The sequence below is a fragment of the Pseudomonas syringae genome, assembly GCF_001698815.1.
In the GTDB taxonomy this organism is placed as follows: domain Bacteria; phylum Pseudomonadota; class Gammaproteobacteria; order Pseudomonadales; family Pseudomonadaceae; genus Aquipseudomonas; species Aquipseudomonas syringae_A.
In genome coordinates, this window is the sequence record NZ_LGSI01000041.1 from 64741 (window position 1) to 90922 (window position 26182).

Consider the following 26182-nt stretch of genomic DNA (forward strand, 5'->3'; position numbering starts at 1 on the left):
GAACTTATGCCAGCAGCTGCGACCAGTTGATACTGGTCGGGCGACCGAACTCGAAACCTTTACCGGCCAGGGTAAGGTTTTTGTTGTAGGCCAAGTCCTGCTCGAAAGCCTCAGGCCACTTGGCGCGCAGGGCGTCAAGTGCCTGGGGCGCATGGGGCTGCAGCCCCGGATGGATGACTTCGACCTGTGGCGTCCAGACAATCAGGAACCCGGCAGCGGCTATGCTCAAACACAGGTCCACATCGCTGAGCGACTCAGCGAAATCGCCTTCATCAAGCCCCCCCACCGCATCGAAAATCTCCTTGCGCACCATCAGGCAGGCATCGGAGACCGCAGAGTAATTCTGTTCCACGGCCAGGCGGAACATATAGCCCTCGGCATCACGTTGCTCACCGATGAAGGCTGAACCCACCCCACCATTCATGCCCAGGATCAAACCGGCCTGAGTAACCGAGCCTTGTTCATCAATAAGCTTGACACCGACGACACCTACCTCCAGACGCTGGGCCTGGTTGAGCAGGGACTCGATCCAGTTGGGATTGACCACTTCCGCCTCGGCGTCCAACAGGACCATATAGCTGCCCTTAGCTTCACGGGCGGCGGCATTGATCAGCGCTGAACGACTCAAGCCTTCGGCATTGCGCAGAATACGGATGGCGCTGCCTGCCGATTGCCGCTCGTCAAGCCAGCCGTTCATCTCGGCAGATTGGCTCTGGTTGTCGGCAATCAGGATTTCATACCGGGTATAGCGAGTACGTTGACCAATGCTGGCCAGACAACGCTGCAGTGCCTCGAGATTGTCCTGAGAACGAACGATGATGGATACCAGTGGGCGTTCACTGTGGCGGTAGTCGATCTGGTAGAGACCGGGCTTCTCAGACCTGACCTGCGCCTTGAAACCACGACGCGCGAGGTGGCGGATCAGCGCCTGACGCTCATGGGGGTTTTCGTCGAACGCCACAGCGGGGCAGATCAGCACCGGCTCATCCAGATGCGCCAGCCAGGCCATACCGCCCTCTTCGATGATTCGCAGCAGCAGGTCAAATTCCAGCGCCTTGCCACAGTCGGCGGAATAACCACCGGCGGCCTGCAACACATCGCGCCGGATCAACCAGTGACGCGCCATCAGACGCGGGACGCTTTGCAGCAAGTCCAGATTAAAACCCGGTCGAAATACATCGACCAGCGCACCATCGGCCTGACGCTGAATTTCGTCAACAGCCACGGCTCGGCATTCCGGCGCTGCCTGAAGCTCCAGACTGGCGCGAAGCAGACCGCTGGCAGTGAATTCATCGCCCGCTTCAAGCAGCAACATCCAGTCGCTGGACGACTGATTGACGATCAGGTTCAGCTTGTCGATGCAGTTACCCTGGGTCACCTTGACGAAGTGCAGAGTATTGCTCGGTTGGGTCGCGGCCGGCGGCTCTGCTGTTGTGAACACCACAATCTTGAAGGCCTTGCAGTGACCCTCGAGCAAGCTATCCAGAGTGATCTGCAAAGCGGCGACATCACCGTCGAGGTTCAACACCAGCAGACCGAACTGGGGGCCACCGTTTATGGCGAGCAGATTTTCGCTGATCATCCGCGCTTCGTTGCCGTCTGGATTGCGTGCGCCAAGCCACATAAGCAAACGACCTGATCGCGTGGCGTTAAACACTTTTCGATTGTCGGGATCAGGAAATGCATTAAGACGATCCTCGAATGCCCGTACCTTCCGTGCCTCGTCTACATCGCCCATGCGTTCCAGTTGACGTGCCAGGCGGCTGACCACCTCACGATTGAAAATATTGCAGTCCTGAGCCATCCATAACCGGTCAATAATACTCTCCGGCGTATCGTTATTGCGCGGTCGCATCAAATCCTGCTGGCGAGCCCAGACACCTTCAAGCCCTTCCATTTGCACACGACCGGCGGGCATGGCGTGCAGCATGAATTCATAGGTGCTCAACAAATCGAAAAACGGCTGGTTATAGAACGGCATTTCGACATATTGCCGCGCAGCGAAACGACGCTCGGGCTCCATCGTCTGGCTGGCCCAGCCAGATTCAATAATGATCTCGGCAGTCAGGCTGCGGCGGTTGCGCAGGCAATCGGCAAGCGCCTCGAAACTTTGCAGTACAAACTCGACGCCTTGCTGCGCATCCAACCCATCAATCTGGGTCGGCAATGCCGCCAGTACCCCGGCAAATCGCACCCGGTCGGCTACGGATTTGGGGTCGGTGAATGACAGTGTGTGATAAATCTCGGTGGAATGTTCCGACTTCCCGTAATTGATCTCCCGAACAACGTAGGGAATGGGCAGAATTCGAGCCTTGGCTCGGGCCAGCATGTACCAGGCGTGTCCAATTTCATTCCACTGGATGCTGGTCTGCTCGGGCATGGCGTCGTACCAATCGCGAATTAACGCGGTACGGTGAACGGCATAGAAAGGCGGAAGGTACTGACTCAGGAAATCCAGAATGCGATCCTGTGCGAGATCGCTGCCATAGTCTTCACAGACTTTCTTATCACGGCGGAAGTAGGTGACACCGCTCGGGCGAGCCAGGTACATCAGGCAATAACCGTGACACATGCCGTAATCCGCATTGCCCTCCAAAAAGCTCACGGACTGCTCCAGGGCCTGATGGACAATGAAGTCGTCATCAGCGGCGAAGACCATATAGGGGGTGGTGATCTGCTGCACGCCATAATCCAGCTTGGCCTGCATACCCCAGTAACCGAACTGCGGCAGGTGCTGATACTCCACGTTCTCGAACAGACCTGCCACACCCTCGGTGGGCAGGCTCGATGAGTCCAGCACAAGAATTTTGCAAGACAGAACGCCGTAATACTGCACTGCCCGGCGCAGAAATGCGGGGCGATTGTGGCTGATCAATACCACCGTGAGCAGATCGTCCAGATGTACAGCGTTTTCAGAATCGTACTTGCCTTGCATAATCTTCCCCACACAACCGGTAAATAATCTAGAAGCTCGACGTCGACGCGGCCGATGTTTAACGAATGCGACGCAGGTAGCCGTCTCTGGCAACCGTGATCAACAGCTTGTTATGTATCGCTTCGTCGATCACGAAATCCCTATTCTCTTTTAAGTAGGCCCGGACTGCGGTTTTCGGGTTATCGCCTTTGCCCCATGGCCGATCAGGAAAGGCATCATCAGCCATGTCTTCCACCACAGTGTCCATCACCACGCAATAGCTGCCGACCGAAACCAGCGGTGCGTAATAGTTCAGCTCTGCAAGCACATGCTCATGGGTGTGATTGGAGTCCAGAACCACGATGACTTTCTTGCCCGCCGCCGCGACACGTACCTGTTCGACTGTCGCCGGATCGATGCTAGACCCTTCGATCATGCGCACACGCTTGCTCATGGGATGGCTCTCGATGGCTTCACGGTTGTGCGCGCGAATGTCCCGGTCGATGCCCAGCACTTCCCCATGGCCCTGCAGTTCCAGCAGCGACGCGTAGTAAAGGATCGACCCGCCATGGGCGATGCCACATTCAATGACCAGATCTGGTTTGATCTGCCAGATGAGCTCCTGCATCGCCATCATGTCCTGTGGCAGCTGAATGATCGGCCGGCCCATCCATGAAAAGTGATAGGTGTATTTGTATTTGGCCGACTCGTTATAAAATTCTTGTGCCAGATTGCTGAGTGCCTGGTTCTGGCCCTGAGCGCTGACCTCCTCTTTGCATTCAGCTTCAAATACTTCTAATGCTGTCTTGTTCATATTCCGTTCTCTGTGAAGGAGGCTAATGACAAATCGATTACTTCAGCGCTCAAAAGTTGTTGCAGGCGTTGCCCGTCACCCCAGAACGCCAGAGGTTCATGGACTGAATAACCGTAGAACCCCAGATTCAATTTCATCGACACGCCACGCTCGCGCAGCCGCTGTTCAACCAGTGCTCTGACCGAAATCGGCTGACCGCTGCAGCAATTGATAACGCCTGAAAATTCGTGGCAATGCAGTAGCCCGGCGAGGTAGCCCGCGGCGACGTTGATTGGCAAGTAGTCGCGCAATTGATCACCGGCTGACATGTTGAACGAGTCCTCACCCGCATCGATTGCCCTGTCCAGGCTCGCCAGCAGGCTGTTCGTGTTCTGACCTTCGCCGTGCAGGTAAAATAGTCGAGCCCACTGCAGGGTGAATGGCTGCTCACGCTGAAGGCTTTCCAGGAACAGCCGTAGCGTGTTTTTGGCCAGGCCATATGGGTTTGCGGGCTGAGGAGTGACGCACTCGTCGAGAGCGCCATTTTGCATGCCGTATTCGAAACAGGTACCTGTGACCATCACTTGAGGCACACCGGCCTCAACCACACGCTTGATGAACGAATAGTCAGCAAACAGGTTGTGCTCAAAGTGAAACAGACCCTTGTAGTTCGGCAGGCCAGGCCAGGCCAGGTGCGCCATGGCATCGATACCTTGAGTCAGCGCCAGAACATCGAGCTCGGGCGAATGAACATCGGCAGCGATAAACTCCACATCTTCAAACCATGACATGCCCCGCGCAACGTCCAGACTGCGCGCCACGGCACGAACGCGACAGCCTCGCGCCAACAAGGCGCTGACCAGATGGCGCCCGACAAACCCGGTCGCGCCCGTCACTAATATCTGCATGCTGCTCACAGAATGCGCAGCTCGGGCACCGCGATCACGAAGCGCCCGCCCCATTCACGGATAGTCGCTTGCTGCGCGCTGACTTCGTTCAGCAGATTCCACGGCAGGACCAGCACATAGTCCGGCTTTTCCAGTTCGATGCGCTCGGGGCCTACCACCGGAATACGACTGCCCGGCAAGAACTTGCCCTGCTTGTGCGGGTTGGCATCCGCCACCCAGGCCAGCAGGTCCGGCTTGACCCCGGCATAGTTGAGCAAGGTATTGCCCTTGGCTGCCGCGCCGTAACCTACGACGCGCTTGCCTTCGGCCTTGGCCTGTAGCAGGAAACGCAGCAGTTCGTGTTTGATGCGTTCGGCGGCTGGCGCCAGGGTCGCGTAGAACTCGGGCCGGGTGACGCCAGCCAGCAATTCGGCGGCCAGTGCCTGCTGCACGGCGGGTTGCTGAGCGCGACGCGTACCGTCCGCACGTTGAACGAACACACGCAGCGAGCCACCGTGCGTCGGCAGGTGGCTGACATCAAAGATTTCCAGGCCATTGCGCTCGCACAACGTCTGCACTGCAGTCAGTGACAGGTAGGAATAGTGCTCGTGGTAAAGCGTGTCGAACTGCGCGCCCGCCATGAGCGCCAGCAGGTGCGGAAACTCGAAGGTGGCGACGCCCTCAGGCTTGAGCAACACCGCGAAGCCAGCCAGGAAATCGTTGATATCCGGCACATGGGCCAGCACGTTGTTGGCCGCCATGAGATCCGCTGCCCAGCCGTCTTCGACCAGCTGCAACGCGGTCTCGCGGCCAAAGAACAGTTCGCGTATCTCCAGGCCCTTTTCCCGCGCGGCCTTGGCGGTGCTGCGGGTGGGTTCGATGCCCAGACAAGGAATGCCGCGTTTTGCAACGTATTGCAGCAAGTAACCGTCATTGGCGGCGATTTCCACCACGCGACTCTCGGCAGTCAGGCCGAAGCGCTCGACCATGGTTGCCACATAGCGCTCGGCATGTTCCAGCCAGGTGCTGGAGAACGAGCTGAAGTAAGCATAATCGGCGTCGAACAGGCTTTCGGCGCTGGTGTAATCCTCGGTCTGGACCAGCCAGCAGCACTGGCAGACCTGGACTTTCAAAGGCACCCATTGCTCGGCGACTTCCAGCTGTTCCGGGCGCAGATACGCATTGGATGGCGGCGCAGTGCCGAGATCAATCAGCGGCAGATTCAAAAGGGTGCCGCAGCCGCGACAATTCATACGTGCACTCCGGAAAACTGGGAATCCAGCAGTGGATGGGACGCATCCCTTGCCGACAGATTTTTGACAGCCAACGGCCAGCCAATCGCCAGACGAGGGTCATGTACCGACAGACCGCCCTCATGCTCCGGCGCATAGTCAGCGCTGTGCAGATACAACAATTCGGCATCATCGGTCAGGGTCTGGAAGCCATGGGCGAACCCCGCCGGGAGCAGCAGGCTGCGGCCATCACCGGCACGCAGATGCTCGGCATGCCAGTGCAGAAAGGTTGGCGAATCCGCACGCAAATCAACCGCCACATCCCAGACTTCGCCGCGCAGGCAGGTAATCAGCTTGGCTTCCGGATGGTCGCCGTTCTGATAGTGCAGGCCCCGCACGCTGCCTTGCTCGCGCGTGCGGGAATGATTGATCTGGCGAATATGAAACGGCTGGTCAAAGCCGCTCAGGCTGCCCTCGCAGAACAACCGGGAAAAGTGCCCGCGAGTATCTTCGTGACGCTTGTGCTGCACGCTGAACAATCCCGGCAACGGCAATGCTTTCAACAGGAACTCGCTCACGGCTGCCCCCGATACAGGTTCAGCTGAGCCAGGGTCATCTCACGCATGTTCTGGCCGGATTTCCAGGCCAGGTGCCAATCCAGCGTATGTTCCAGGCATTGTTGCAGCGACCAGCGCGGCTTCCAGGCCAGTAGCTGATGGGCGCGACTGCTGTCCAGACGCAACAGGCCGGCTTCGTGCAGTTCGCTCGGTTCGATGCGCATGCCAGGCCCGCGAGGCCAGCGGCTGGCCAGCAACTGCACCACTTCCCCGACGCTGCACATATCGTTTTCGCCGGGGCCAAAGTTCCAGGCACCGGCAAATGCCGGCCCATGTTCGTACAAGCCGGCGGCCAGCAGCAGATAACCCGCCAGCGGTTCCAGGGCGTGCTGCCACGGGCGCACCGCCTGCGGGTAACGCAAGGTCACGGGTTCATTGGCCGACCAGGCCTTGAGTACATCCGGGATCAAGCGTTCCGGGGCGAAATCACCGCCGCCCAGCACGTTGCCCGCGCGCGCGGTCGCCAGCGCCAGGCCGTGTTCGGCATACCGATCCGCAGCGAAGAACGACGCCGCGTATGACTGGGCCAGCAACTCGCAGCAAGCCTTGCTGCTGCTGTAGGGATCATGCCCGCCCAGGGGTTCATTCTCACGATAAGGCCAGAGCCATTCCTGATTGGCGTAGACCTTGTCGGTGGTTACCAGAACACAGGCGCGCACGCCGCCGATCTGGCGAATGGCTTCGAGCAGATTGAGCGTGCCCATGACATTGCTGGAATAGGTGCCCAGCGGATCGCGATAGCCTTCGCGCACCAATGGCTGGGCCGCCAGATGCAGGACAATCTCCGGACGCGTCTCGGCGATCAGCTCCAGCAAGGCGCCAAGATCACGCAGGTCGCCGCGTTGATCGTTGATGCCGTCGGCCACGCCCGCCAGTTCGAACAGGCTGGGTTCGGTGGAGGGTGCCAGGGCAAAACCACTGACCTCGGCGCCCAGGCTTTGCAGCCATAGCGTCAACCAACTGCCTTTGAATCCGGTGTGGCCAGTGAGCAATACCCGCTTGCCACTCCAGAATTGCGAACTCAGGCCCACTGCTTCCACGGGGCCTCCCCGCTCTGCCACAGTTGTTCGAGGTAATTCTTGTCGCGCAGGGTGTCCATCGGATGCCAGAAACCGTCGTGCTGGAACGCAGCCAGCTCGCCGCGATCCGCCAGCCCCATCAAAGGTTCGGCTTCCCAGACGGTTCCGTCGTCGGGGATCAGCGACAGCACTTTGGGCGACAACACAAAGAAACCACCATTGATCCAGCCACCGTCGCCACGGGGTTTTTCCGTGAAACCGCGAACCAGATCGCCATCGCGCTCCAGTGCGCCGTAGCGACCCGGAGGCTGCACGGCGGTGACCGTGGCCAATTGTTTATGGGACAGATGAAAGTCCACCAGCGCACTGATATTGAGATCGGAAACGCCATCGCCGTAGGTGAAGCAGAACGCTTCTTCGTCCTGTACGTAGCGACTGGCCCGGCGCAAACGGCCACCGGTCATGGTGTCTTCGCCGGTATCGATCAAGGTGACGCGCCACGGCTCGCTGTAGTTCTGATGCACGTCCATGCGGTTGTTGCACATGTCGAAGGTGACGTCAGAGGTGTGCAGGAAGTAGTTGGCGAAAAAGTCCTTGATCGCGTAGCCCTTGTAGCCAAGGCAAATCACGAAGTCATGGATACCATGAGCCGAATACTGCTTCATGATGTGCCAAAGAATTGGCTTGCCGCCGATCTCGATCATCGGCTTGGGCTTGAGGTGCGATTCCTCACTGATCCTTGTGCCCAGGCCACCGGCCAGAATTACTGCCTTCATCTCGTCCCCTCTTCTACTTCACAGGGCTCAACCAAGCTTTTCGGGGCTTTGCAGGCCAGCTGAATAAACCGTCAGCACCACAAACATGCATCTTCCAGAAACGCCGGAAGTACACCTTTTATGGCGATTGAGAGGGGACTTGCAGGAAACGCGCCAGCTCGGATCGCCCGGGCCGGCGTGGTGATCAGTCAGCGATAAGCATCAATTGGCCAGCCAGCCATGTTCCCAGGCGCTGAGGTTGTTGCCGCTGAGCATGTAATCGCGCAGCACCATTTCGCGTAGTTGGTCGCCCATCTTATAGCTGGCCTCGGGATCGGCCAGATGCATACGGATCGCGGCGAGCCACTCTTGAGTGCTGTTGCCCACTACTCGCGTACAAGGCAGGTACCCGCGGTAAGCGGCGGTGTCGGTACAGATCACAGGGTAGCCGCAAGCGCCGTACTCCAGCAGACGCAGATTGCTTTTACATTCGTTGAAGATGTGAAACTCCAGCGGCGCCAGGGCGAGGTCCAGGTTCAGGCTGGCGAGTTTGGCCGGATAGGCGTCCAGACCGGTTATTCCATGAAACTCATGCAGGTAAGGCCGCAAGTCCTCAGGACACATACCAAAAAACACCCAATCGACTTCATCGGCCAACTCCTTTACGACCTCGGCGATGATCGCCAGATCGCCATGGTGACTGGTGCCACCGCCCCAGCCGATTCGTGGCTTGGTAGAGACTCGCCGCTGGCTGGTCACGCCTTTCCAGAGATGAGGCGCCAGCATGTTGGGGACCACGCGGATATCATGGTGCATGCTCGAAAGAGCGTCGGCCAGCGGCTGCGTCGAAACCACTACCCGATCGCACATACTGATACCGCGCCGCACCATGCGCTCCATTTCATCACTGGCTGGCTTATTGCGCGTATGCGCATTTTTCTTCGGCGCACTGATGACATAGTCGTCGAGTTCGTAAATGCGCCGCGCCTGTGAATAAGTCTTGAGCGGAATCATTTCGTCAATAGACGCTGCGGCATAGCGGCATTGCAGAATCACTACGTCAGGTGCCTGACGCTCAAACTCGATAATGGAAGGCATATCATAAAAAATACGGCCCACCGCGCGTCCTGCCGCTTCCAGCTCGATTAAAGGCTGAGTCACCCGATAATGCCCCACGGCCGACGTATTGACAGGCAATGCAGCGATCATCGGTAGCTGCCGGCGCAGAAACGGGCTCCAGCCGGTATTGAGTCCTGGTTCAAGGGTGAAACTGGCCCCACTTACTTTACTGAGAGAAAGGTTGGCGTTGTAGGCCGGGTCCCTGGCGATGATTGGGAGCCAGCGTTTGAAATAAACCTCCTGCTCCCTGGCTGTCTTCGCCTGGAACTCGGCGTCAGCAGGCTCGACTGGCTGGCTGCCCAGGGCCAGAAGCGCATAGGGCGTCCAAACCACCAGATAACCGAGTTGGCGAGTGCGTAAACACAGATCAATCGCGCTCAGACTGGTGTGGTAACTTTGTTCGTCCAGACCGCCCAGGTCATCGAATACTTGCTTGCGCACCATGAGGCAATCGGAGCCGACAGCGCTGAAGTTCTGAACTACCTGCAAACGATGCATATAACCTGAAGCGTGCATGGCATCGCCATAAAACGGCGTGCCCGCTGTGCCGCGCAGCCCCAGCACCATGCCCGCATGCAGGATGTAACCATTCGGGCTGAACAACTTCGCCCCCACCACTGCAACTTCCGGGCGCTGCCCATGATTGAGCATCTCGTCCAGCCAGTCCTGGTCAGTGACCACTGCAAGGGGATTGAGCATCAACAAGTAGTCGCCATTTGCTTGGCCTGCGGCGAAGTTAAACAGTGCAGCCGTATTGCCTTGCTCAGCAAATGTCAGCACCCGTAGCCTGTCGCTGCCCAACTGTGCCATGCCGCGTAGCCAGGTCAGGGTGTCGGACCGCTCGCTGCCATTGTCTACCAGTAACAGTTCGTACTCGCTGTAGCTGGTTTTCTCCAGCAAGCTTTCGACACAGCGCTGCACTGCGGCAAGTTGGTCATGGAAGGAAATGATGATTGATACCAACGGACGGATTGAATGCTCGTAATCCACCCGATTGATCAACTCGAAACTACCCTGCCGAATTTCATGGGCGAGGCCCATACGCTGCAGATGCGCCCCAAGCACTGCCGGGTTCTGCTCGATAACCTCCGGCGTGGCCAGCCATTTGGCAAGGGTTAGCGCCGATTCAACGAGAATCTCGTCAATGTGTTCAATAACCTGAGTACCCTGGCTCTCAACCAGTCGCCAGAGCAGATCAAGGGGGGCCAACTCACCAAAAGTGGCATCAAAACCCCCGGTCTGCAGGAACTGACGGCGCTCGAAAGCCAACGCACGTCCGACATAGGGGTAACTGCGTAGCAGGTCCAGGTTGAAATCAGGCTTGAAGGCCGGGTCTATGGACTCACCGTCACGCATCCCGCCTTCGTCGCTGTAAAAGCACAGTGCTTCGGGAAACGCGGCAATCCGTTCAGCCAAGATCAGCAACGCCGTGTCGCGCAACTTGTCGCCAGCATGCAGCACGTAGAACCAGTCACAGACCTCTATCTGCGCCAGAACTTCAGTAAGCTGTTGCTGCCAGTTTTTCTGAAGCGGCAGACGTAATACCCGCTCATCCAGCACGCACTCAGTGCAATCGGCGCAGAGCAAGATAATCATTTCAGGTGCGTAGACCTGCTCGGCAAGGCTGTCAAGTGTTGCCTGCACACCGACGCGATCCATCAGGTCATCAATTACAACGGGGACAACCTTCGTTCGTACCGGCCAGCTTTCCAGATCATCGGGCAGCCGTTTTTGCTGGTCAGCCGATAACGTACGACACGCCAGCCATTGCCGATAGAGCTCGGCAAAACTATGACTATCGACACCGACTTTGCGGGCCAATGTCGCTTGTTTGGTCCCCAGTATTCGCCCCACCGCCAGCTCTTCCCAACAACGTGGCGACTCAGTGGCACGAGACCAGGGCAGATAACGAACCCAGCCGGAAGCGGGCGCTGCTTCGCCACTACGCGCCTCAAGCATCTGACGCAGCCATTGGCGCTCCTCTTGCTTGGCATCAAGCATCGGTTGCTGCTCACTCAACCGTCCGGCATAGAGACGCTCGACACTGAGAATGTCATTGAACACGGTCAGGTTGCCGCGCCGAAACAAGCAGACGTACAGCGCAAAATCGAGCGTAGCTACGAAGCAGTGCCCCGGCTGAGTCAATGCCGGCAACAACTCGGCGACGTCGGCGCGCCGAAAAAGCGCGTTACTGAAACCTCCCAGAAAATTGGCGGGGAAGCTCTCGAGGATCGCCAGCAAATCATCCCCTTTGAAAACCGCACTGGTGGGTGCCAACGCACTGTTTTCCAGGCGGGAGGGCAATTGAAGGTTGTCGGCATCCCAAAACAGACGTTGGGCAAGTACCAGCCTCACATCATCTTGCCCCACGAAGCCGTTGAGCTGAGTGGCAATGCAGGCTGGAAACAACTGATCGTCGTCACACAGGAACTTGATGAAATCTCCCTGTGCCTCCTCCACGCAAGCCAGGAGATTACCGACCAACCCCAAGTGCCCGGCATTACGCACATAACGCAGGTCGCAGCGGGTGCTGTCGCGGTAAGCATCGAAAATTGCCTTGATCTGGTCGTCATGGCTGTCGTCGCAGACAATGATTTCAAGATTCGAATAAGTCTGGCTGATGGCACTGGCAAGGGCGGCGCCAAAAAAACGCGGATTAAAAGCGGGGATGACAATACTGACGAGGGGAACTGAATTCACAAGGCGTACTCGCAAGCAGCGGGCACTGTCGCTACAAGACAACGCCCATTAACCGCTGGTAGAAAGACAACTGGGGCTCGACATGCGCGCGTCCTTGCGGCCAGTCGATTAAAGCTTGCTGAACAGATTCAATTGCGAAACCCGAGTGAAGACTAGCTGCGAAGCGGTGAGCATGGTTTGCTGCATGGTCAGACGGCCAATAGCATCTACCGGATCGGAATCGACAATTTTGCCCTGCTCGACCGTGTTATTGCCCTGCAGCAGGTCGTTGGTAGTGCCTTGAGATTCGGTCGCGGCCTTTCTGGCGCCCCCTTCGGAAATGGCGTTGGAAACCCTTTCGTCGCCACTTTTGATGTTGCCCAGCGCAGAATCCAGGGCTGCCTGCAATTTCTGGGTAGCAACCGGGTCGCCATCGGCCGGCGTGGTGAGGGCGGTGATCGCTGAGTTCAACGTGTTGAGCACGTTCTGGGTCTGTTGAGTGCCGCCATTGACCACAAACGTATCGCCCACGACTGGCGTACCACTGACGGTAAAACTGATCCCCGAGGAACTCGTCGCCGGTGTACCAATAGTACCGCTGGAAATCTTGGTAGACGTGCTGGTTAGCGGCGATGCGTACAGATCGTATTCGGTGTCGCTGGTGAACTTGATGATCGCCCCGCCAGCCGGGAAGCTATTGTTGTAGTCCGCCAGATCCTGCGCCGACGTGCCGACCGCTGCAGCGGTGATCACCGCCGCCGATGCATTGCCTGGGCTGCGCGTGGTGCTGATTTTATCCGGCGTGGTGGTCAGGGCGAACTCACGACCGGCCAATGCCGCATCGGCAGCAGCAGTCGTCGCACGCTCGGCAGTCGTCAGGTTGACGTTCAATGACAGGTCAACACCGCGAAAGCTGATCGTTTGGGTGGAGGCATCGGCCGAGGAGAAGACTCCTGAACTACCGGCATCGGCAGTGACATCAACGTCATTGGCATCGGTGATTTTGTACTCGGTACTGCTCACGAACGTCAGCTTGTAAGGCTGACCACTGACGTATTCAGAGTTGTACTTGGATGCTGTAGTGACGACACCTCCCGACAGACTGATCTTGCCGTCATCTGTAGCCGGTGATGTCAGGGTGGCGGAGGTACGCGTGGTATTCACTGCGGTTTCAAATGCATCCCAGCCGGTGGTGTTGCTGGCAATGCTCAGGCCATCACCAATGGCGAGTTTGATCAGTGTCTGATCACCGTTGTAAGAGTAGCTGCCGTCAGAATTCTGCGAGTACGGCGGTGTACCGCTCTTGGATCCGGAAAACAGATATTGGCCATCAGCACCCTTGCTGTTCATCAGACTCAGAATCTGCTTCTGCAACTCTTCGAGTTCATCGGCCGAGGCTTGGCGGTCCTTGTCGGTGTAGGTCCCGTTACCGGCCGAAACCAGCAATTCCGAAACCCTCTGCAAAGCGTCGCCGATGCTGTCCAGCGCAGTTTCAGACTTCGCAACACTGGTGTCGACCGTACTAATGTTGGACTTGTACTGGGTCAGCATTGCGTTTTGCTGGGCCAGTTGCAGCACACGTGCGGCACCAACGGGATCATCGGCAGCGGAATTAAGCTTGATTTGACTGGCCACTTCTTCGCCAGTCTTAATGACGTTGGCATAGGTCCGGGTGTAGTTTGCGGAGCTGGTTTCGTAAAACTGGGCAGTTGAAATACGCATGAATTACGACTCCTTAAAGACTGTTGATCAGCGTGCTGAAAATGGCTTGCGCAGCCTTGATGATCTGCGACGAAGCGGTGTAGTACTGCTGATATTTGACCAGGTTGGCGGCTTCTTCATCGAGAGACACACCTGAGACTGCGTCACGAGCGCTTTTGGACTGGGTCACCAGAGCCCCCGTAGAAGTAACGTCCGTTTTACCTTGCGCAGCGTAAATACCGACCTCAGAAACCAGGGCACCGTAGGCACCGGACAGGCTGAGGCCTGTCTCCCCACTCACGCCCACTGTTTCCTTGGTCTGCAGGTCCAGGGTCTTGATGGCATTGCGGTTGTCCGCCGAACCTGCACCTGTCAACGCAATGTTGAAGGTATCCTTGTTGGCGGGCGCACCAGAGATCGTCATTTCAAACGAATACTCCTGCGCGGCGCCTGTGGAGTCTTCATAGCCCACCTTCAGGCTCAGCAAGTTACTCTGCCCCGGTACGATGGTTCCGGTTACAGCGGTGCCGGTCTTGTCCAGCACCGCATTGCCCTGTGCATCGAGCAACTGATAGCTTTGCGAGCCATCGACCACCGCTCCGAACAACAACTTCAGTGGTGCGCTGTCTGTAATGCCATTACGCAGATCAGTCGTGCCGGCTGTGTCGTATATGTCAGCAACGGTGGTCAGCGTCGGCTGCGTGAACCCGCCTGAACCCGAGTTACTGGCTCCTTCCGTTGCGGTCAGCGGCGCAGCGGCTGCTAAATCCTTGGGATCGCTGATAACCGTCGATAAGGCTGCAGCGGCATTGCGCGTTGGGGTCAGGGTGAACGTGTCACCCGCGGCAACCGGGTTGCCATTGAGGCTTACCGTGAACCCCTCAAACTCGGTGGCCGGATCATCGTCCAGGTTGCCAGCACCGAGGCTAGTGCCGTCGGGCAGACGGCGAACAGTAAAGTTTTTGTCGTCGGTGAACGTTACCGAATAGTCGCTGGCGGTCAGCTTGCTCGTATCGGTAATCGTGACATCCAGATTGCCGGAGCCTGCGCTGTTGCCAGTCTTGCCAATGCTGCGTTGAGATATCTGGCTTGCATCATTGATGCTGTTGAACAAGTTACTGCCGAACTTACCATTACTGTCGACACCCTGATTCAGCTGGCTGTTGACCTGATCAGACAGCACCAGCGCCACGCGGCCCAGCTCGTTGATGGCAGGCGTCATGACTTCAGTACGGTAGCGCAATAGGCCGCCGATGCTACCGCCGGCGAGCACCGAGGTCACATCCGTGGTCGTGGAACCCGAGGCTATTTTGATGCTGTACTGTGCTGGATCGGCGGCGCTTGGAACGGCAGTCATCGCATTGGCGGTGCTACCGTTTACCAACGCCTGACCAGTACCGATGTAGACGTCATAATTGCCGTTGTTTTCAACCACCTTGGCGCCGACCAGTTCGTTGAGCTGGCGGACGGATTCACTGCGCGCATCAAGCAGGCTGTTCGGCGTGGCGCCGGTCGCAGCACTGGAGGTGATTTGCTGATTGAGCTTGGCAATCGAAGACGACAGGTTGTTGACCTGATCGGCCAGCGTCGCCAGTTGGGTATTGATGGTTGAACTCTGGGTGTTCAGCTGCGCCGCGATGGAGTTGAATCGCGCGCTGAGCGCTGACGCTTGCTGCAGAAACAACGAACGCGCAGTCGTGTCGGTTGCCGAGGTCGAGACCCCTTGCAGATTGGTAAAAAACGACGCAAGGGCTGGTGAAATGCCAGTCGCAGTGTCGGACAGCAGCGTATCGGTCTTGCTCGCCTGAGCCGAATAAGCGGTCGCATCGGCGCCCAGTGCTGTACTGGTTTGCAATTGGGTATCGAGATAGCTGTTATAGATCCGGCGCACGTCGGACAGCGTCGTACCGGAGCCGATATAACCGGCGCCCAGATTCTGCTGCGCCGAAGCGGTGGTCATGACCTGCTGTCGCGAGTAACCGGCGGTATCCACGTTTGCCGTGTTATTACCGATGGTGTTCATCGCGGCACTGCTTGCGGTCAGCCCTGAGAGCCCAATTGAAATCAGTGACATGGTTCAAACCTTATAAAGTAGTGGAAGAGCCCGTTGCGGCTGCGTAAGTCTGGTAACTCTTCATCTGCTTGGCGATTTGCGAAATCTTGCTGGCGTAGTCCGGGTCAGTGGCATATCCAGCCTTCTGCAACTCTTTGACAAACTGTTCCGGGTTATCGGCCGAATTCACGACTTCTTTATAGCGATCGTTGTTCTGCAACAGGCTGACCAGGTCGTGAAAACTGTCGGCGTAGGACGAATAGGAACGGAAGTCCGCGGTTTCCTTGACCATCTTTCCGTCACGGAACTCGCTGGTGATTGCCCGTGCTTCCGGGCCTTTCCAGCTGCCTTGCGCCTTGATGCCAAACAGGTTGTGACTGCTGCTGCCATCTTGCTGACGCATGATGGATTTGCCCCAACCGGTTTCCAGCGCCGCCTGGGCAACCAGCACCGTTGGATCGATGCCGATACGGGCTGCGGCCTCCTTGGCCAGTGGCAACATGGTTGCCACAAACTGATCGGCGTTGCTAAACGCCCGCTTGGCCGGAGCCAGTGGTGGCTGCGCCATGCTGCGCACATAACTGGGCGTTGCCGGTGCGAAATTGGGGTCCAGCGTCCAGTCGCCATTGCCTTTGCCGACAACACTGCTGCCAGCGACATTGGCAGCCGTGCGCGCGGTGGGCGACAAGGCATTGGCAGTGTTCGGAACAATGCCGGCCAACAGCCGATCCGTCAGTTTGGTCGGCAGCGACAGACGACGCGCATTGAGCATCGCCATGTCGTTGCGCCCTTCGCCGGTGGCCGCCGCTGCAGCTGCCGCCTGATCCGCCGCAGCCGAACGCGTGGCCCATAGCGGACGCTGATAAACGCTGGTGGCCAATGCGGTCTTGACAGGCGCGACCGCACCATCAGCCGTCGCGGTGTCCGCAGTCACTGGCGGCACGCTCTTGTTCTTCGACAGCTGCCGCATCAACACGTCCTGCAGGCCAATACCGCCGCCTTTGGTGGACATGGAAACCGCCAGTTGCTGGTCGTACATGTCCTGGTACTGACGCGTTGCCGCGGTGTTCATCGGGTTGTCTTTGGCCAACACTTCGTTGGCTGAACGCATGGCCTTGAGCATCTGACTGACGAACAGCGATTCGAACTCCTGAGCCACCTTTTTCAGGTTGCCCTCGCTGTTCTTGTCACCGTTTTTCATCGAATTCAGACGATTGAGGTCGGTGTAGGCCCCTGAATCGCTGGCCGAGGAAATCGGACTCTTAGGCATATCCATGCGCAGTTCCTCAGATCACGATCAGGTCGGCTTGCAACGCGCCGGCCTGCTTCAATGCTTCGAGAATGGCCATCAAGTCGCCGGGCGCAGCGCCCACCTGGTTAACCGCGCGAACGATTTCATCCAGCGTGGTGCCAGGGCCGAACTTGAACATCGGGTGCAGCTCTTGTTGCGCGTTGATCTTCGAGCGCGGCACGACCACGGTCTGACCACCGGACAAAGCGCCCGGCTGGCTGACAATCGGGTCTTCGGTGATGGTCACGGTCAGGCTGCCGTGGGTCACGGCGGCGGGCGATACTTTGACGTTCTGGCCGATGACGATGGTGCCGGTCCGGGAATTGATGATGACTTTGGCGGAGGTCTGACCCGGATCGATTTCAAGGTTTTCCAGCACCGACAGGTAATCCACGCGCTGGCTCGGATCGAGCGGCGCAGTCACCCGCACCGAACCGCCGTCCAATGCCTGGGCAACACCCGGCCCGAGCAGATCGTTGATCTTGTCGACCACGCGCTTGGCGGTGGTGAAGTCGGAACGGTTCAGGTTCAGGGTCAGGGTATTGCCCTGATTGAAACCGCTTGGCACGGCACGTTCTACCGATGCACCACCCGGAATTCGCCCGGACGACGGAACGTTGACAGTAATCTTCGAGCCGTCACGACCCTCGGCGTCGAAGCCGCCCACCACCAGGTTGCCCTGGGCAATGGCGTAGACGTTGCCGTCGACACCTTTCATGGGCGTCATCAGCAACGCGCCGCCGCGCAGGCTTTTCGAGTTACCGATGGACGAGACGGTGATGTCGACCATCTGACCCGGCTTGGCGAACGGCGGCAGATCGGCATACACCGCCACGGCGGCAACGTTCTTCAACTGCACCGTACCGGAACCGGTCGGCACCTTGATGCCGAACTGCGCCAGCATGTTGTTGAAGGTCTGCAGCGTGAACGGCGTCTGTGTGGTCTGGTCACCGGTACCGTTGAGGCCGACTACCAGACCGTAGCCGATCAATTGGTTGGTCCGCACGCCGGAAATACTGGCGATGTCCTTCAAACGTTCGGCGTGTACACCGAATGTGGCGGACAACAGCAGTGCGACCGCTATCAGTTGCTTGAGCTTGATCATGTCTATCCCGCTATCAGAAAGGGAACAACGGGCTGAGGAAGAACCGATCGAACCACCCCGGCTGACTGGAATCGGCGAACGAACCGGTACCTGAATACGTAATGCGCGCATCTGCCACACGAGTGGAGGAAACGGTGTTGTCGGTGGCGATATCGTCGGCGCGGATCAGGCCTGCAATGCGCACCAGTTCGTCGCCGGTGTTCAGGGTCATCCACTTCTCACCACGTACCGCCAGGATGCCGTTGGGCATCACATCGGCGACAGTCACGGTGACCGAACCGGTCAGGCTATTGCTCTGCGCAGCTTTCCCGTCACCTTTGGTGGTACGGTTGCCGGTATAACCCGCATTCAGGCTCAGATCGCCGCTGCCCAGCGGGTTGTTGGTGCTCAGACCGGCACCGAACAACGAGGTCAGGCCAATGCTGTTACTGCTGTCCTTAGTGATCCCGGAACTGGCCGCCTTGCTCGCCGCCATCCGCTCGGACAAGGTGATGGTGATGATGTCACCCACCCTGTAAGCCTTGCGGTCGCCATACATGTTCTGCTCGAAACCCGCTTGATAGATCGAACCGTTGTTCGCCGCAGCAGGCAACGGCGTGCGCGGCAACACCGGCGCGTAATAAGGGTCATTAGGCTTGGCAGCCGGGGCAACGCAACCCGTCAGTAGCGCGATTCCACAGAATGGAACGACTAACAGAGAAAGCCGCAGAACAGGAAGCCGTTTCATGACACTTAAACCTCGCGGTGTAGCAGACGCTTAATCAGGCGCCCTATCGGATTGAGCAGGTGGTGCAGCAGGCCGGACAGATCCATCAAGGCCTTACAGGTTTTGCGTGATGTTCTGCAGCATCTGGTCAGCAGTCGAGATCACCTTGGAGTTCATCTCGTAGGCGCGTTGGGTGGTGATCATGTTGACCAGCTCCTCAACCGTGCTGACGTTGGAGTTTTCCAGGGTGTTCTGCAGAACCGGGCCCAGACCGTTCAGGCCAGGCGTACCGACTTGCGGTGCGCCGCTGGAAGCCGTTTCCAGGAACAGGTTGCCGCCCTGCGCCTGGAGACCGGCCGGGTTGATGAAGTCAGATGTCTGGATGTTGCCGATAACCTGGGGCGTAGCAACGGCGCCCGCAAGTGTGATCGACACCGTACCGTCCTGCCCGACCGTGAAGGTCTGAGCGTTCTGCGGCACGACAATCGCAGGCTCGAGGGCGTAGCCGTTGGAGGTCACGATCTGGCCGGTGGAGTCCAGGTGAAAGGTCCCGTCGCGGCTGTAGGCGATGGTGCCATCAGGCTGCATGACCTGGAAAAACCCACGACCGTTTACAGCCAGGTCGAGCGGGTTATTGGTGGTTTGCAGGCTGCCAGCAGTGAAGTTCTTCTGGGTGCCAACGATCCGCACACCGGTACCCAATTGCAGACCGGACGGCAATTCGCTGTCCTGGGTCGACTGAGCGCCTGGCTGGCGTTTGATCTGATAAAGCAGGTCCTGAAACTCGGCGCGATCACTTTTGAAACCGGTGGTCGACACGTTGGCCAGGTTGTTGGAGATGGTCGTCAGGTTAGTGTCCTGGGCGGCCAGACCGGTTTTGGCGACATATAGTGCAGGAAGCATTGTTTCTCTCCTCGTGCGTCGGATTATCGACGCAAGCTGTCAATGGTTAGACCATCTGCAAGACGCGAGCCATGGACTCGTCGTTGGTCTCGGCGGTCTTCATCATCTTGACGTGCAGTTCAAACTGACGGGACAAGGTCAGCACCGAAGTCATCTCTTCAACGGCGTTGACGTTGCTCGCCTGCAGGAAACCTGACTCGACCTGAACGGTGGCATCTGCCGGAGCGGCAGCCCCGCTCTTGGTGTGCATCAGGCCGTCAGGGCCTTTTTCCATGTTCTTGATGTCTGGCCGGACCAGCTTGATGCGGTCGATCTGCGCCATCACTGTCGGCGTTTCACCCAGGGAGCGAACGCTGATCGTGCCGTCGGCGCCGATCTCGATCTGCTGCTGAGGCGGCACGGCAATAGGACCGCCGTTGCCCATAACCGGCAAACCGCTGCCATCACGCAACACGCCGAGGGCATCGATGTTCATGCTGGAAGTGCGGGTGTAAGCCTCGCCACCGTCAGGTGTCTGTACGGCAATCCAGCCATCGCCCTTGACGGCAACGTCGAGGTCGCGGCCAGTGTCGATCATTGCGCCGCCACTGAAGTCAGTCCCGGGACGCTCGCTCATGGCGTAGGCACGCGACGGCTGAACCTCACCAAACACCGGCATCGAACGCGCCTGCTCAAGGTCACGCTGGAAACCGTTGGTAGAGACGTTTGCCAGGTTGTTGGCATGAGCCTTTTGCGCAATGGCGTTTTCGGATGCGCCACTCATTGCGACGTAAAGCAACTTGTCCACAGTCTTCCTCCTCTGACAGACGCTTGCCGCCTGTAGCTGTTCTGATAGGGACAAAGCAATTATCGAACCAACTTGTCAGGCCGGGTACAAAGCACTGATTCGCCAGCAATATCGGGCGCAGGCGCTACCCCCGGCGAAATTCGCTCTGCCGACGCGGCGGCAGACTGCCGCATTTGGCCAAAACCACCGGAGGCGCCGCCAAAAAAACTTCGTTGAACCGCCGACATCGCAGCCATGAAATTTCCTCGCATACACCCGCGCAGTGATAGGCTTGATCGCAGCGCACTCTTCAGCGCAGCAGGTACCTCATGAACAGCCGCATTGGTTTCACTCTGATCATCGCAACGCTGCTGGTGCTGGGCCCAATGAGCGTCCAGGCTCAGACCGCCCGCTATTACAAATGGCAAGGTGCGGACCGCGTGGTCTGCGCGCAAACCAGCCCCGGAAAGGGCTGGACTCGCTTGCACGGCGCATTCATCAAATCGGATTGCTCGATCTGATTGCGGCAGGGCTCATCGCACATTCATCAAGTGGATTGAATCAAGGTTTGCAGCAACGTGACCTCCGTCGAGATCGCCTTGGAGTTCGCCTGATACGCCGTCTGCGCCTGAATCAACTCGATCAGTTCGTCGCTGAGTTCGACGTTTGAACCCTCCAGCGCCCCGCCGATGATATTGCCCAGCGTACCCACCCCGGCCGTGCCGTAATTGGCGATCCCGGATGCATTGGTTGCAGTCCAGCGCGAATCGCTTTGCGGTTGCAAACCCTGTTCGTTGGCAAAACTGGCAAGCATGACCTGGCCGATATTGCGGGTCAGCCCGTTACTGAACGAGGCCCGCAGAGTGCCGTCGCGTTCGAGGTTGAGGCCCATCAATCCGCCTGCGGCGTGACCATCGACCTGTGGCGAAGTCCGCGCCGTTGCAGCGCTGTATTGGCTGAGCCTGCTCATATCGAGGGTGATGCCGCCTGCGCCAGCAACCGCGCCATTGGACATCCATTCCTCACGACTGGTCCCTCGATCCCGCACCTTGGCCGGCACCCAGCCTTGCAGTTGAAGCTTGCCGTCGCCGCTGGCCGTCAACCCCGGAGAACCGGTGATCGATCGCAATGATCCGTCGGTGTTGAACACGATATTTGCCGTCAGGGGCTGTTTCGAGCCAGGGTCCATGGGATTGCGGTCGTTGACCAGCAATTGCATCTGCCAACTGTTCACGCCGTCCTTGATGAAATACTGCTTGAGTTCGTGCTTGTTGCCCTGGCTGTCGAAGATGCCAGTGGGGAAGGTGTTGTTGTAGGTCTTGATATCGGACGCATCGAACACCGGAACGGGACGCGCCATTACCGGATCATTATCGTCCAGCGCACTGAGCGCGCCATCCTCCAAAGACAGGGATACAGCGCCATTATTTGGCGCAGGGCTGGCACTCCATGAACCACCTGTTTGTTGCGCGGGCTTCCAGCCAATCAATGTGAACTCCGTATCAGAGAGCTTTCTGATATGTTCGGTATTGCCGGAATATTTGATTGTCCCATCCGCTGCTTTATTTAAAGTGACGTGCAGCGCGCTGGTACTGGAAGGAACAACCGGATTGCGACCATCGATCAATACATACATTGACCATTGATCGTCGTCCGTCCTGACGAAATATTGGCTGAGTTGATGATCAGCGGGCGGTATAGCACCGGCTCCTTTATCCTGAATAGTTGTTTGCGTCATTTTGGTATAGGTCGCCGCATCCCCTGCATCAAACTTTGCTAGCGCTGCCAATGATTGCGATGAAGCGTTCAGGTTGATCGTGTCCGAGATCTGCGTCGTGAACCTGGGGGCCATGGCCGAAGTATCGATCCTCAGATCGGTACGCACCCCATCAATAATCTCGCCCTTCTCATTGGCTGCATAGCCTTGCAAGCGCCCGCCTTCGCTGTCCACAACAAAATCCTCGGCGTCCTTCAAGAAAGCCCCGGCGCGGGTATACGCCAGGGCACCGCCATCACTGACCACGAAGAAACCGTTACCCTGAATACGCATATCCAGCGGCCTGCCATGGGTGGTCATGGAAGTGCCTTGATTGAAGTTCTGCGACACATTGGCCAGGCGCACGCCGTCACCTACAGCGCTACGCCCGTTACTCAAGTGTGCAGAAGAATAAAGCGCGGCAAACTCTGCGCGAGATGACTTGAAACCGAGCGTCCCGACGTTGGCGATATTATTACCCGCCGTCTCAAGCCTTTTATTGGCAGCATGAATACCACTGATAGCAACATTGAACGACATGAAAACTCCCGAACCGCAAACGCGGCACTTTTATTGAGGAGTTTTTATTCTCGCAGCAATGCAAGTAGGAAATTTCCATATAAATTGTGCGACAGCTCTACAACTTTGGACACTTATTTCTATATTAACCACTGCTTATATTTTATTGATATCTGCAACTCGCAGCGATAAAAAAACCCCTCCAAAGAGGGGTTCTTTATCCATCAGCCCAACCCTGTTATCAGGTCATCTGAATAGTGGTCTGCATGATGGTGCTTTGGGTCGAAATGGTTTTAGCGTTCGCCTGATAGTTGCTCTGCGCCTTGATCAGGTTAACCAGCTCGCCGGTCAGATCGACGTTGGAATCTTCCAGCGCCTGACCTGTGAGGTAACCCAGCGTGCCCGACTCCGGCACACCGCTGACCGGCACGCCCGAAGCGTAGGTTTCGCGCCAGTTGGTGCCGCCGGCAGGCGCCAGACCTTGCACGTTGGCGAAGTTGGTCAGCGAGATCTGACCGATGACCTTCGATTGCCCGTTGGTATAAGTGGCGAACAGGTTGCCGGTCGCGTCTACGTTCATGGCGCTGATCTGGCCCGTGGCGTAGCCATCTTGACTCTGGCTGATCAAACCACTCGCCGACGCGGTCTGGGTAGTGGCGAGCATGTCGAGCTTGATGCCGTCAGCGGTACCGTCAGCACCATTGAGCACCCAGGTCGCGGTTGTGCCGGTACCCACCTGCGCGGCAGGCTGCCAGTTTTCTATTTGGAAAGTGCCGTCGGTATTGACTGTGACGTTGGCAGAGCCAACCGGCGCACCCGTGCCGCTGGTGACGAGAGAACCACTGGAATCGAACGTCAGCTTCACCTCATCAGCAGCCGTGCTGTTCACCGGATCACTGATGCTCCGACCATCAACCAAAGAGTACATGGACCACGTATTGGTGTCGGTCTTCACGAAATATTGATCAAGCGTGTGGGCGTTGCCCTGCGTGTCATAGATCGGGGTGCTGTATTTGACGTTGTAGCTGCTGGTCTCGGTCGCATCGAACGGCGTGATGGTAGGAGCAACTGCTGAAGAGTTCAGGTTCGCCGCGTTGGTAATCGAAGTTGTTGACTTAGGCTCAAGGTTGGACGAGTCGATTTTAAGATCGCTGAGCGCACCGATCACAACATTGCCGTTGGCGTCGACGTTATAACCCTGCAAGTTCTGGCCCGAGCTGTTAACAACAAAACCGTCTTTATCCGTATGGAAAGCTCCGGCACGAGTGTAGAGCTTTTCACCGTTGTTGCTGAGCATGAAGAAGCCGTTGCCATTGATCGCCAGGTCGAGACTATTGGCAGTACCGGTGGTCAACGTACCTTGGGTGAACTGCTGAGACACTGCGGCGGTGGTAACGCCACTGCCGACAGTGCTGGTGCCTGAAGTACCACGAATGGATTGCGCGTACTGGTCGGCAAACTCCACACGGGAAGACTTGAAGCCCGTGGTCGCGACGTTGGCAATGTTGTTGCCGGTGACGTCGAGACTTTTGTTTGCCGCATAGAGCCCACTAAGACCGATATTGAATGACATGTAACACTCCTACGCCGTCTAGTCGGCTCTAAATTCCGATTGTTTGCACTTTGGACAAAGCGATACTGGTACCGCCTGCCAGGTTGAGAGTCATTTCCCCGCCAGCGGCCGCAGTGGTCACGCTATTGACGGTGGCCGGCAGGTAAGTCGTCAGTGCCGTTCCCTTGCCGTCGATGGTGCCGTTTGCGACAAAGCTATAGGTGCCGGAAGCAGCAGCTTCGCCACTGCTATCAGTGCCATCCCAAGTGAAGCTGGTGGTGCCGGCAGGTTGCGTACCCAAGTCCACCGTGTCGACGAGAGTCATGCTGGAATCGTAAATCTTGACCGTTGTACCGGTAGCCGAAGACGGCACGACCACCGAACCGGTCATACCCTTAGTGGTATCAACCACCGCCGAACCAGCGTCCACGATCACTGAACGACCGACCAGAGAAGATGCCTGCAGTGCCTGAGACGACGTGTAGCTGGTAGCAATTGAGTCGACCGTCGCGGTCAGATTCTGCATGCTTTCCAGACTACTGAACTGCGCCAACTGGGCGACGAACGCCGTGTTGTCCTGCGGATCCAGTGGGTTCTGGTTCTTCATCTGCGTCACCAGCAACTGCAGGAACGCATCCTTGCCAAGCGCGGTACCGGAGTTGGTCGCGGTCGGTGTCGGGTTCTGCAAGGAGCTGATAAAACTCGTCGATACGTCTTCAATGGCCATTTGTTTCGCCCCTTATCACTGACCGAGGGTCAGGACTTTCTGCATCATGGTTTTGGCGGTGTTCATGATCTCTGCGTTGGTCTGGAAAGACCGACTGGCAGAAATCATGTCAGCCATTTCTTCGACGACATTGACGTTGGGGTAGTAAACGTACCCGTCCTTGTCGGCGGAAGGATGATTTGGCTCGTAACGCGCTTCGAGGTTGGAGGCATCTTCGATAATCCCGGAAACCTGCACGCCCTGCCCGGCTTCGCCCTGATCCTGAAACAACGAACCGCCACCGCTGCTGCCCTGCCCCTGCATCACGGTGGCGAACACCGGATGGCGCGCCCGGTAAGTCTGATCCATGCTCGAAGACACGGTTTCGGCGTTGGCGATGTTACTGGCGGTGGTGTTCAAGCGAGTGGTCTGCGCACTCATGCCACTGCCGGCAATATTGAAAACGTTGGCTAGAGACATGAATTACTCTCCGCGAAGGGCTGCAACCAGCCCTTTGAATTTACTGTTGAGCAACGTGAAGCTGGCCTGGAAACCAATAGCGTTCTCGGCATAGCTGGCCTGCTCGACCTGGGCATCCACGGTATTCTGATCCAGCGATGGCGCCGAAGGCGTGCGGTACAACAGCGAACCGTCGGTATTGCCGACGCCGTCAGCTTCGATATGGCGACTGTTAGTCTTGTTCAGCGTAAAGGTGCCGTTCTTGGCCTTGTCGCTTTCAGCGGCCAGCACGGAAGAAAACTCCAGATCACGAGCCTTGTAATTTGGCGTATCGGCGTTGGTGATGTTGTTGGCCAGCACTTCGGCGCGCTTGGCGCGGAAGTTGAGGGCCTGCTCATGGATACCTAACGCTTTATCGAAGCTGATGCTCATGTCGGGAAACCTTTACCGGTTGACCAGATTTTCGTATCAGTGACAAAGCAATCAGCGTGCCAGTTCTGAAATCCCCGTAAACCAAGGGCCCGAGGCCGGTCATGGCACGGCAATGTCAGAAAAGCGGCAAGGTGTTTCCGCTATGCGGGTCAAATGCGGCAAACAGAGCGCCGTAATTTTGCCATTGCCGTTGCCGGTTCAGAGCGCCGGGACATCTC

The 26182-nt window shown here is 57.6% G+C and carries 21 protein-coding genes; 1 reads left to right on the plus strand and 20 read right to left on the minus strand.

The annotated features are described in order from the left end of the window. Positions 1 to 4 precede the first annotated feature (4 nt). The 15 genes from AFK24_RS12825 to AFK24_RS12895 all read right to left on the minus strand — a co-directional run bounded on the left by AFK24_RS12825 (position 5) and on the right by AFK24_RS12895 (position 20561). On the minus strand, positions 5 to 2935 hold the full coding sequence (locus AFK24_RS12825; protein WP_065833590.1) for a TIGR00180 family glycosyltransferase: 2931 nt from the start codon (positions 2933 to 2935) through the stop codon (positions 5 to 7). Between the two features lie 58 nt (positions 2936 to 2993). Next, positions 2994 to 3728, minus strand: coding sequence for a cephalosporin hydroxylase family protein (locus AFK24_RS12830; protein ID WP_065833591.1), 735 nt, complete (start codon positions 3726 to 3728; stop codon positions 2994 to 2996). Next, positions 3725 to 4615, minus strand: a complete 891-nt coding sequence (locus AFK24_RS12835) for an NAD-dependent epimerase/dehydratase family protein (RefSeq protein ID WP_065833628.1) — start codon at positions 4613 to 4615, stop codon at positions 3725 to 3727. The genes AFK24_RS12830 and AFK24_RS12835 overlap by 4 nt, the downstream gene beginning before the upstream one ends. Before the next feature lie 5 nt (positions 4616 to 4620). Further along, on the minus strand, positions 4621 to 5847 hold the full coding sequence (locus AFK24_RS12840) for a class I SAM-dependent methyltransferase (protein WP_065833592.1): 1227 nt from the start codon (positions 5845 to 5847) through the stop codon (positions 4621 to 4623). After that, a complete protein-coding gene (locus AFK24_RS12845; protein ID WP_065833593.1) occupies positions 5844 to 6404 on the minus strand; it encodes a dTDP-4-dehydrorhamnose 3,5-epimerase family protein in 561 nt (186 codons plus the stop codon). Before AFK24_RS12845 ends, AFK24_RS12840 begins: the two co-directional genes overlap by 4 nt. After that, positions 6401 to 7483 (minus strand): CDP-glucose 4,6-dehydratase, encoded by a 1083-nt coding sequence (rfbG, locus tag AFK24_RS12850; RefSeq protein WP_065833594.1) that lies wholly within the window; start codon positions 7481 to 7483, stop codon positions 6401 to 6403. Before rfbG ends, AFK24_RS12845 begins: the two co-directional genes overlap by 4 nt. Continuing rightward, on the minus strand, positions 7465 to 8238 hold the full coding sequence (gene rfbF / locus AFK24_RS12855) for a glucose-1-phosphate cytidylyltransferase (protein WP_065833595.1): 774 nt from the start codon (positions 8236 to 8238) through the stop codon (positions 7465 to 7467). Before rfbF ends, rfbG begins: the two co-directional genes overlap by 19 nt. A 201-nt stretch (positions 8239 to 8439) precedes the next feature. Further along, on the minus strand, positions 8440 to 12036 hold the full coding sequence (locus AFK24_RS12860; RefSeq protein ID WP_065833596.1) for a glycosyltransferase: 3597 nt from the start codon (positions 12034 to 12036) through the stop codon (positions 8440 to 8442). Positions 12037 to 12144: 108 nt separating this feature from the next. Then, complete coding sequence (locus AFK24_RS12865) at positions 12145 to 13737, minus strand: flagellar hook-associated protein 3 (RefSeq protein WP_065833597.1); 1593 nt, start codon at positions 13735 to 13737, stop codon at positions 12145 to 12147. 13 nt (positions 13738 to 13750) lie between these two features. Continuing rightward, positions 13751 to 15790: a flagellar hook-associated protein FlgK gene (gene flgK, locus AFK24_RS12870; protein ID WP_065833598.1), complete on the minus strand. Its 2040-nt coding sequence runs from the start codon at positions 15788 to 15790 to the stop codon at positions 13751 to 13753. A 10-nt stretch (positions 15791 to 15800) separates the two neighbouring features. After that, the gene (gene flgJ, locus AFK24_RS12875; protein ID WP_065833599.1) at positions 15801 to 17045 is read right to left on the minus strand and encodes a flagellar assembly peptidoglycan hydrolase FlgJ; all 1245 of its coding nucleotides are present in this window, start codon (positions 17043 to 17045) and stop codon (positions 15801 to 15803) included. A 10-nt stretch (positions 17046 to 17055) separates the two neighbouring features. Then, positions 17056 to 18165 carry a flagellar basal body P-ring protein FlgI gene (locus AFK24_RS12880; RefSeq protein ID WP_065833600.1) on the minus strand — a complete coding sequence of 370 codons (1110 nt, stop codon included), beginning with the start codon at positions 18163 to 18165 and terminating at the stop codon, positions 17056 to 17058. A gap of 13 nt (positions 18166 to 18178) precedes the next feature. Next, the gene (flgH, locus tag AFK24_RS12885; protein ID WP_065833601.1) at positions 18179 to 18892 is read right to left on the minus strand and encodes a flagellar basal body L-ring protein FlgH; all 714 of its coding nucleotides are present in this window, start codon (positions 18890 to 18892) and stop codon (positions 18179 to 18181) included. A gap of 93 nt (positions 18893 to 18985) precedes the next feature. After that, the gene (gene flgG / locus AFK24_RS12890; RefSeq protein WP_065833602.1) at positions 18986 to 19774 is read right to left on the minus strand and encodes a flagellar basal-body rod protein FlgG; all 789 of its coding nucleotides are present in this window, start codon (positions 19772 to 19774) and stop codon (positions 18986 to 18988) included. Positions 19775 to 19820: 46 nt separating this feature from the next. Continuing rightward, entirely contained in the window at positions 19821 to 20561 is a 741-nt protein-coding gene (locus AFK24_RS12895; RefSeq protein ID WP_065833603.1) for a flagellar basal body rod protein FlgF, read from the minus strand. A 308-nt stretch (positions 20562 to 20869) separates the two neighbouring features. Here AFK24_RS12895 and AFK24_RS12900 point away from each other — a divergent pair, with 308 nt between their 5' ends. Continuing rightward, positions 20870 to 21061, plus strand: coding sequence for a hypothetical protein (locus tag AFK24_RS12900; protein ID WP_065833604.1), 192 nt, complete (start codon positions 20870 to 20872; stop codon positions 21059 to 21061). A 26-nt stretch (positions 21062 to 21087) separates the two neighbouring features. On the opposite strand, the gene AFK24_RS12905 is transcribed toward AFK24_RS12900, so the two are convergent. The 5 genes from AFK24_RS12905 to flgB form a co-directional block, all read right to left on the minus strand. Then, positions 21088 to 22836 (minus strand): flagellar hook-basal body complex protein, encoded by a 1749-nt coding sequence (locus AFK24_RS12905; protein WP_065833605.1) that lies wholly within the window; start codon positions 22834 to 22836, stop codon positions 21088 to 21090. Positions 22837 to 23056: 220 nt separating this feature from the next. Further along, positions 23057 to 24388: a flagellar hook protein FlgE gene (gene flgE / locus AFK24_RS12910; protein WP_065833606.1), complete on the minus strand. Its 1332-nt coding sequence runs from the start codon at positions 24386 to 24388 to the stop codon at positions 23057 to 23059. A gap of 28 nt (positions 24389 to 24416) precedes the next feature. Continuing rightward, positions 24417 to 25094, minus strand: a complete 678-nt coding sequence (locus AFK24_RS12915; protein ID WP_065833607.1) for a flagellar hook assembly protein FlgD — start codon at positions 25092 to 25094, stop codon at positions 24417 to 24419. A gap of 15 nt (positions 25095 to 25109) precedes the next feature. After that, complete coding sequence (gene flgC, locus AFK24_RS12920; protein ID WP_065833608.1) at positions 25110 to 25553, minus strand: flagellar basal body rod protein FlgC; 444 nt, start codon at positions 25551 to 25553, stop codon at positions 25110 to 25112. 3 nt (positions 25554 to 25556) lie between these two features. Beyond that, complete coding sequence (flgB, locus tag AFK24_RS12925) at positions 25557 to 25964, minus strand: flagellar basal body rod protein FlgB (RefSeq protein WP_065833609.1); 408 nt, start codon at positions 25962 to 25964, stop codon at positions 25557 to 25559. Positions 25965 to 26182 lie beyond the last annotated feature (218 nt).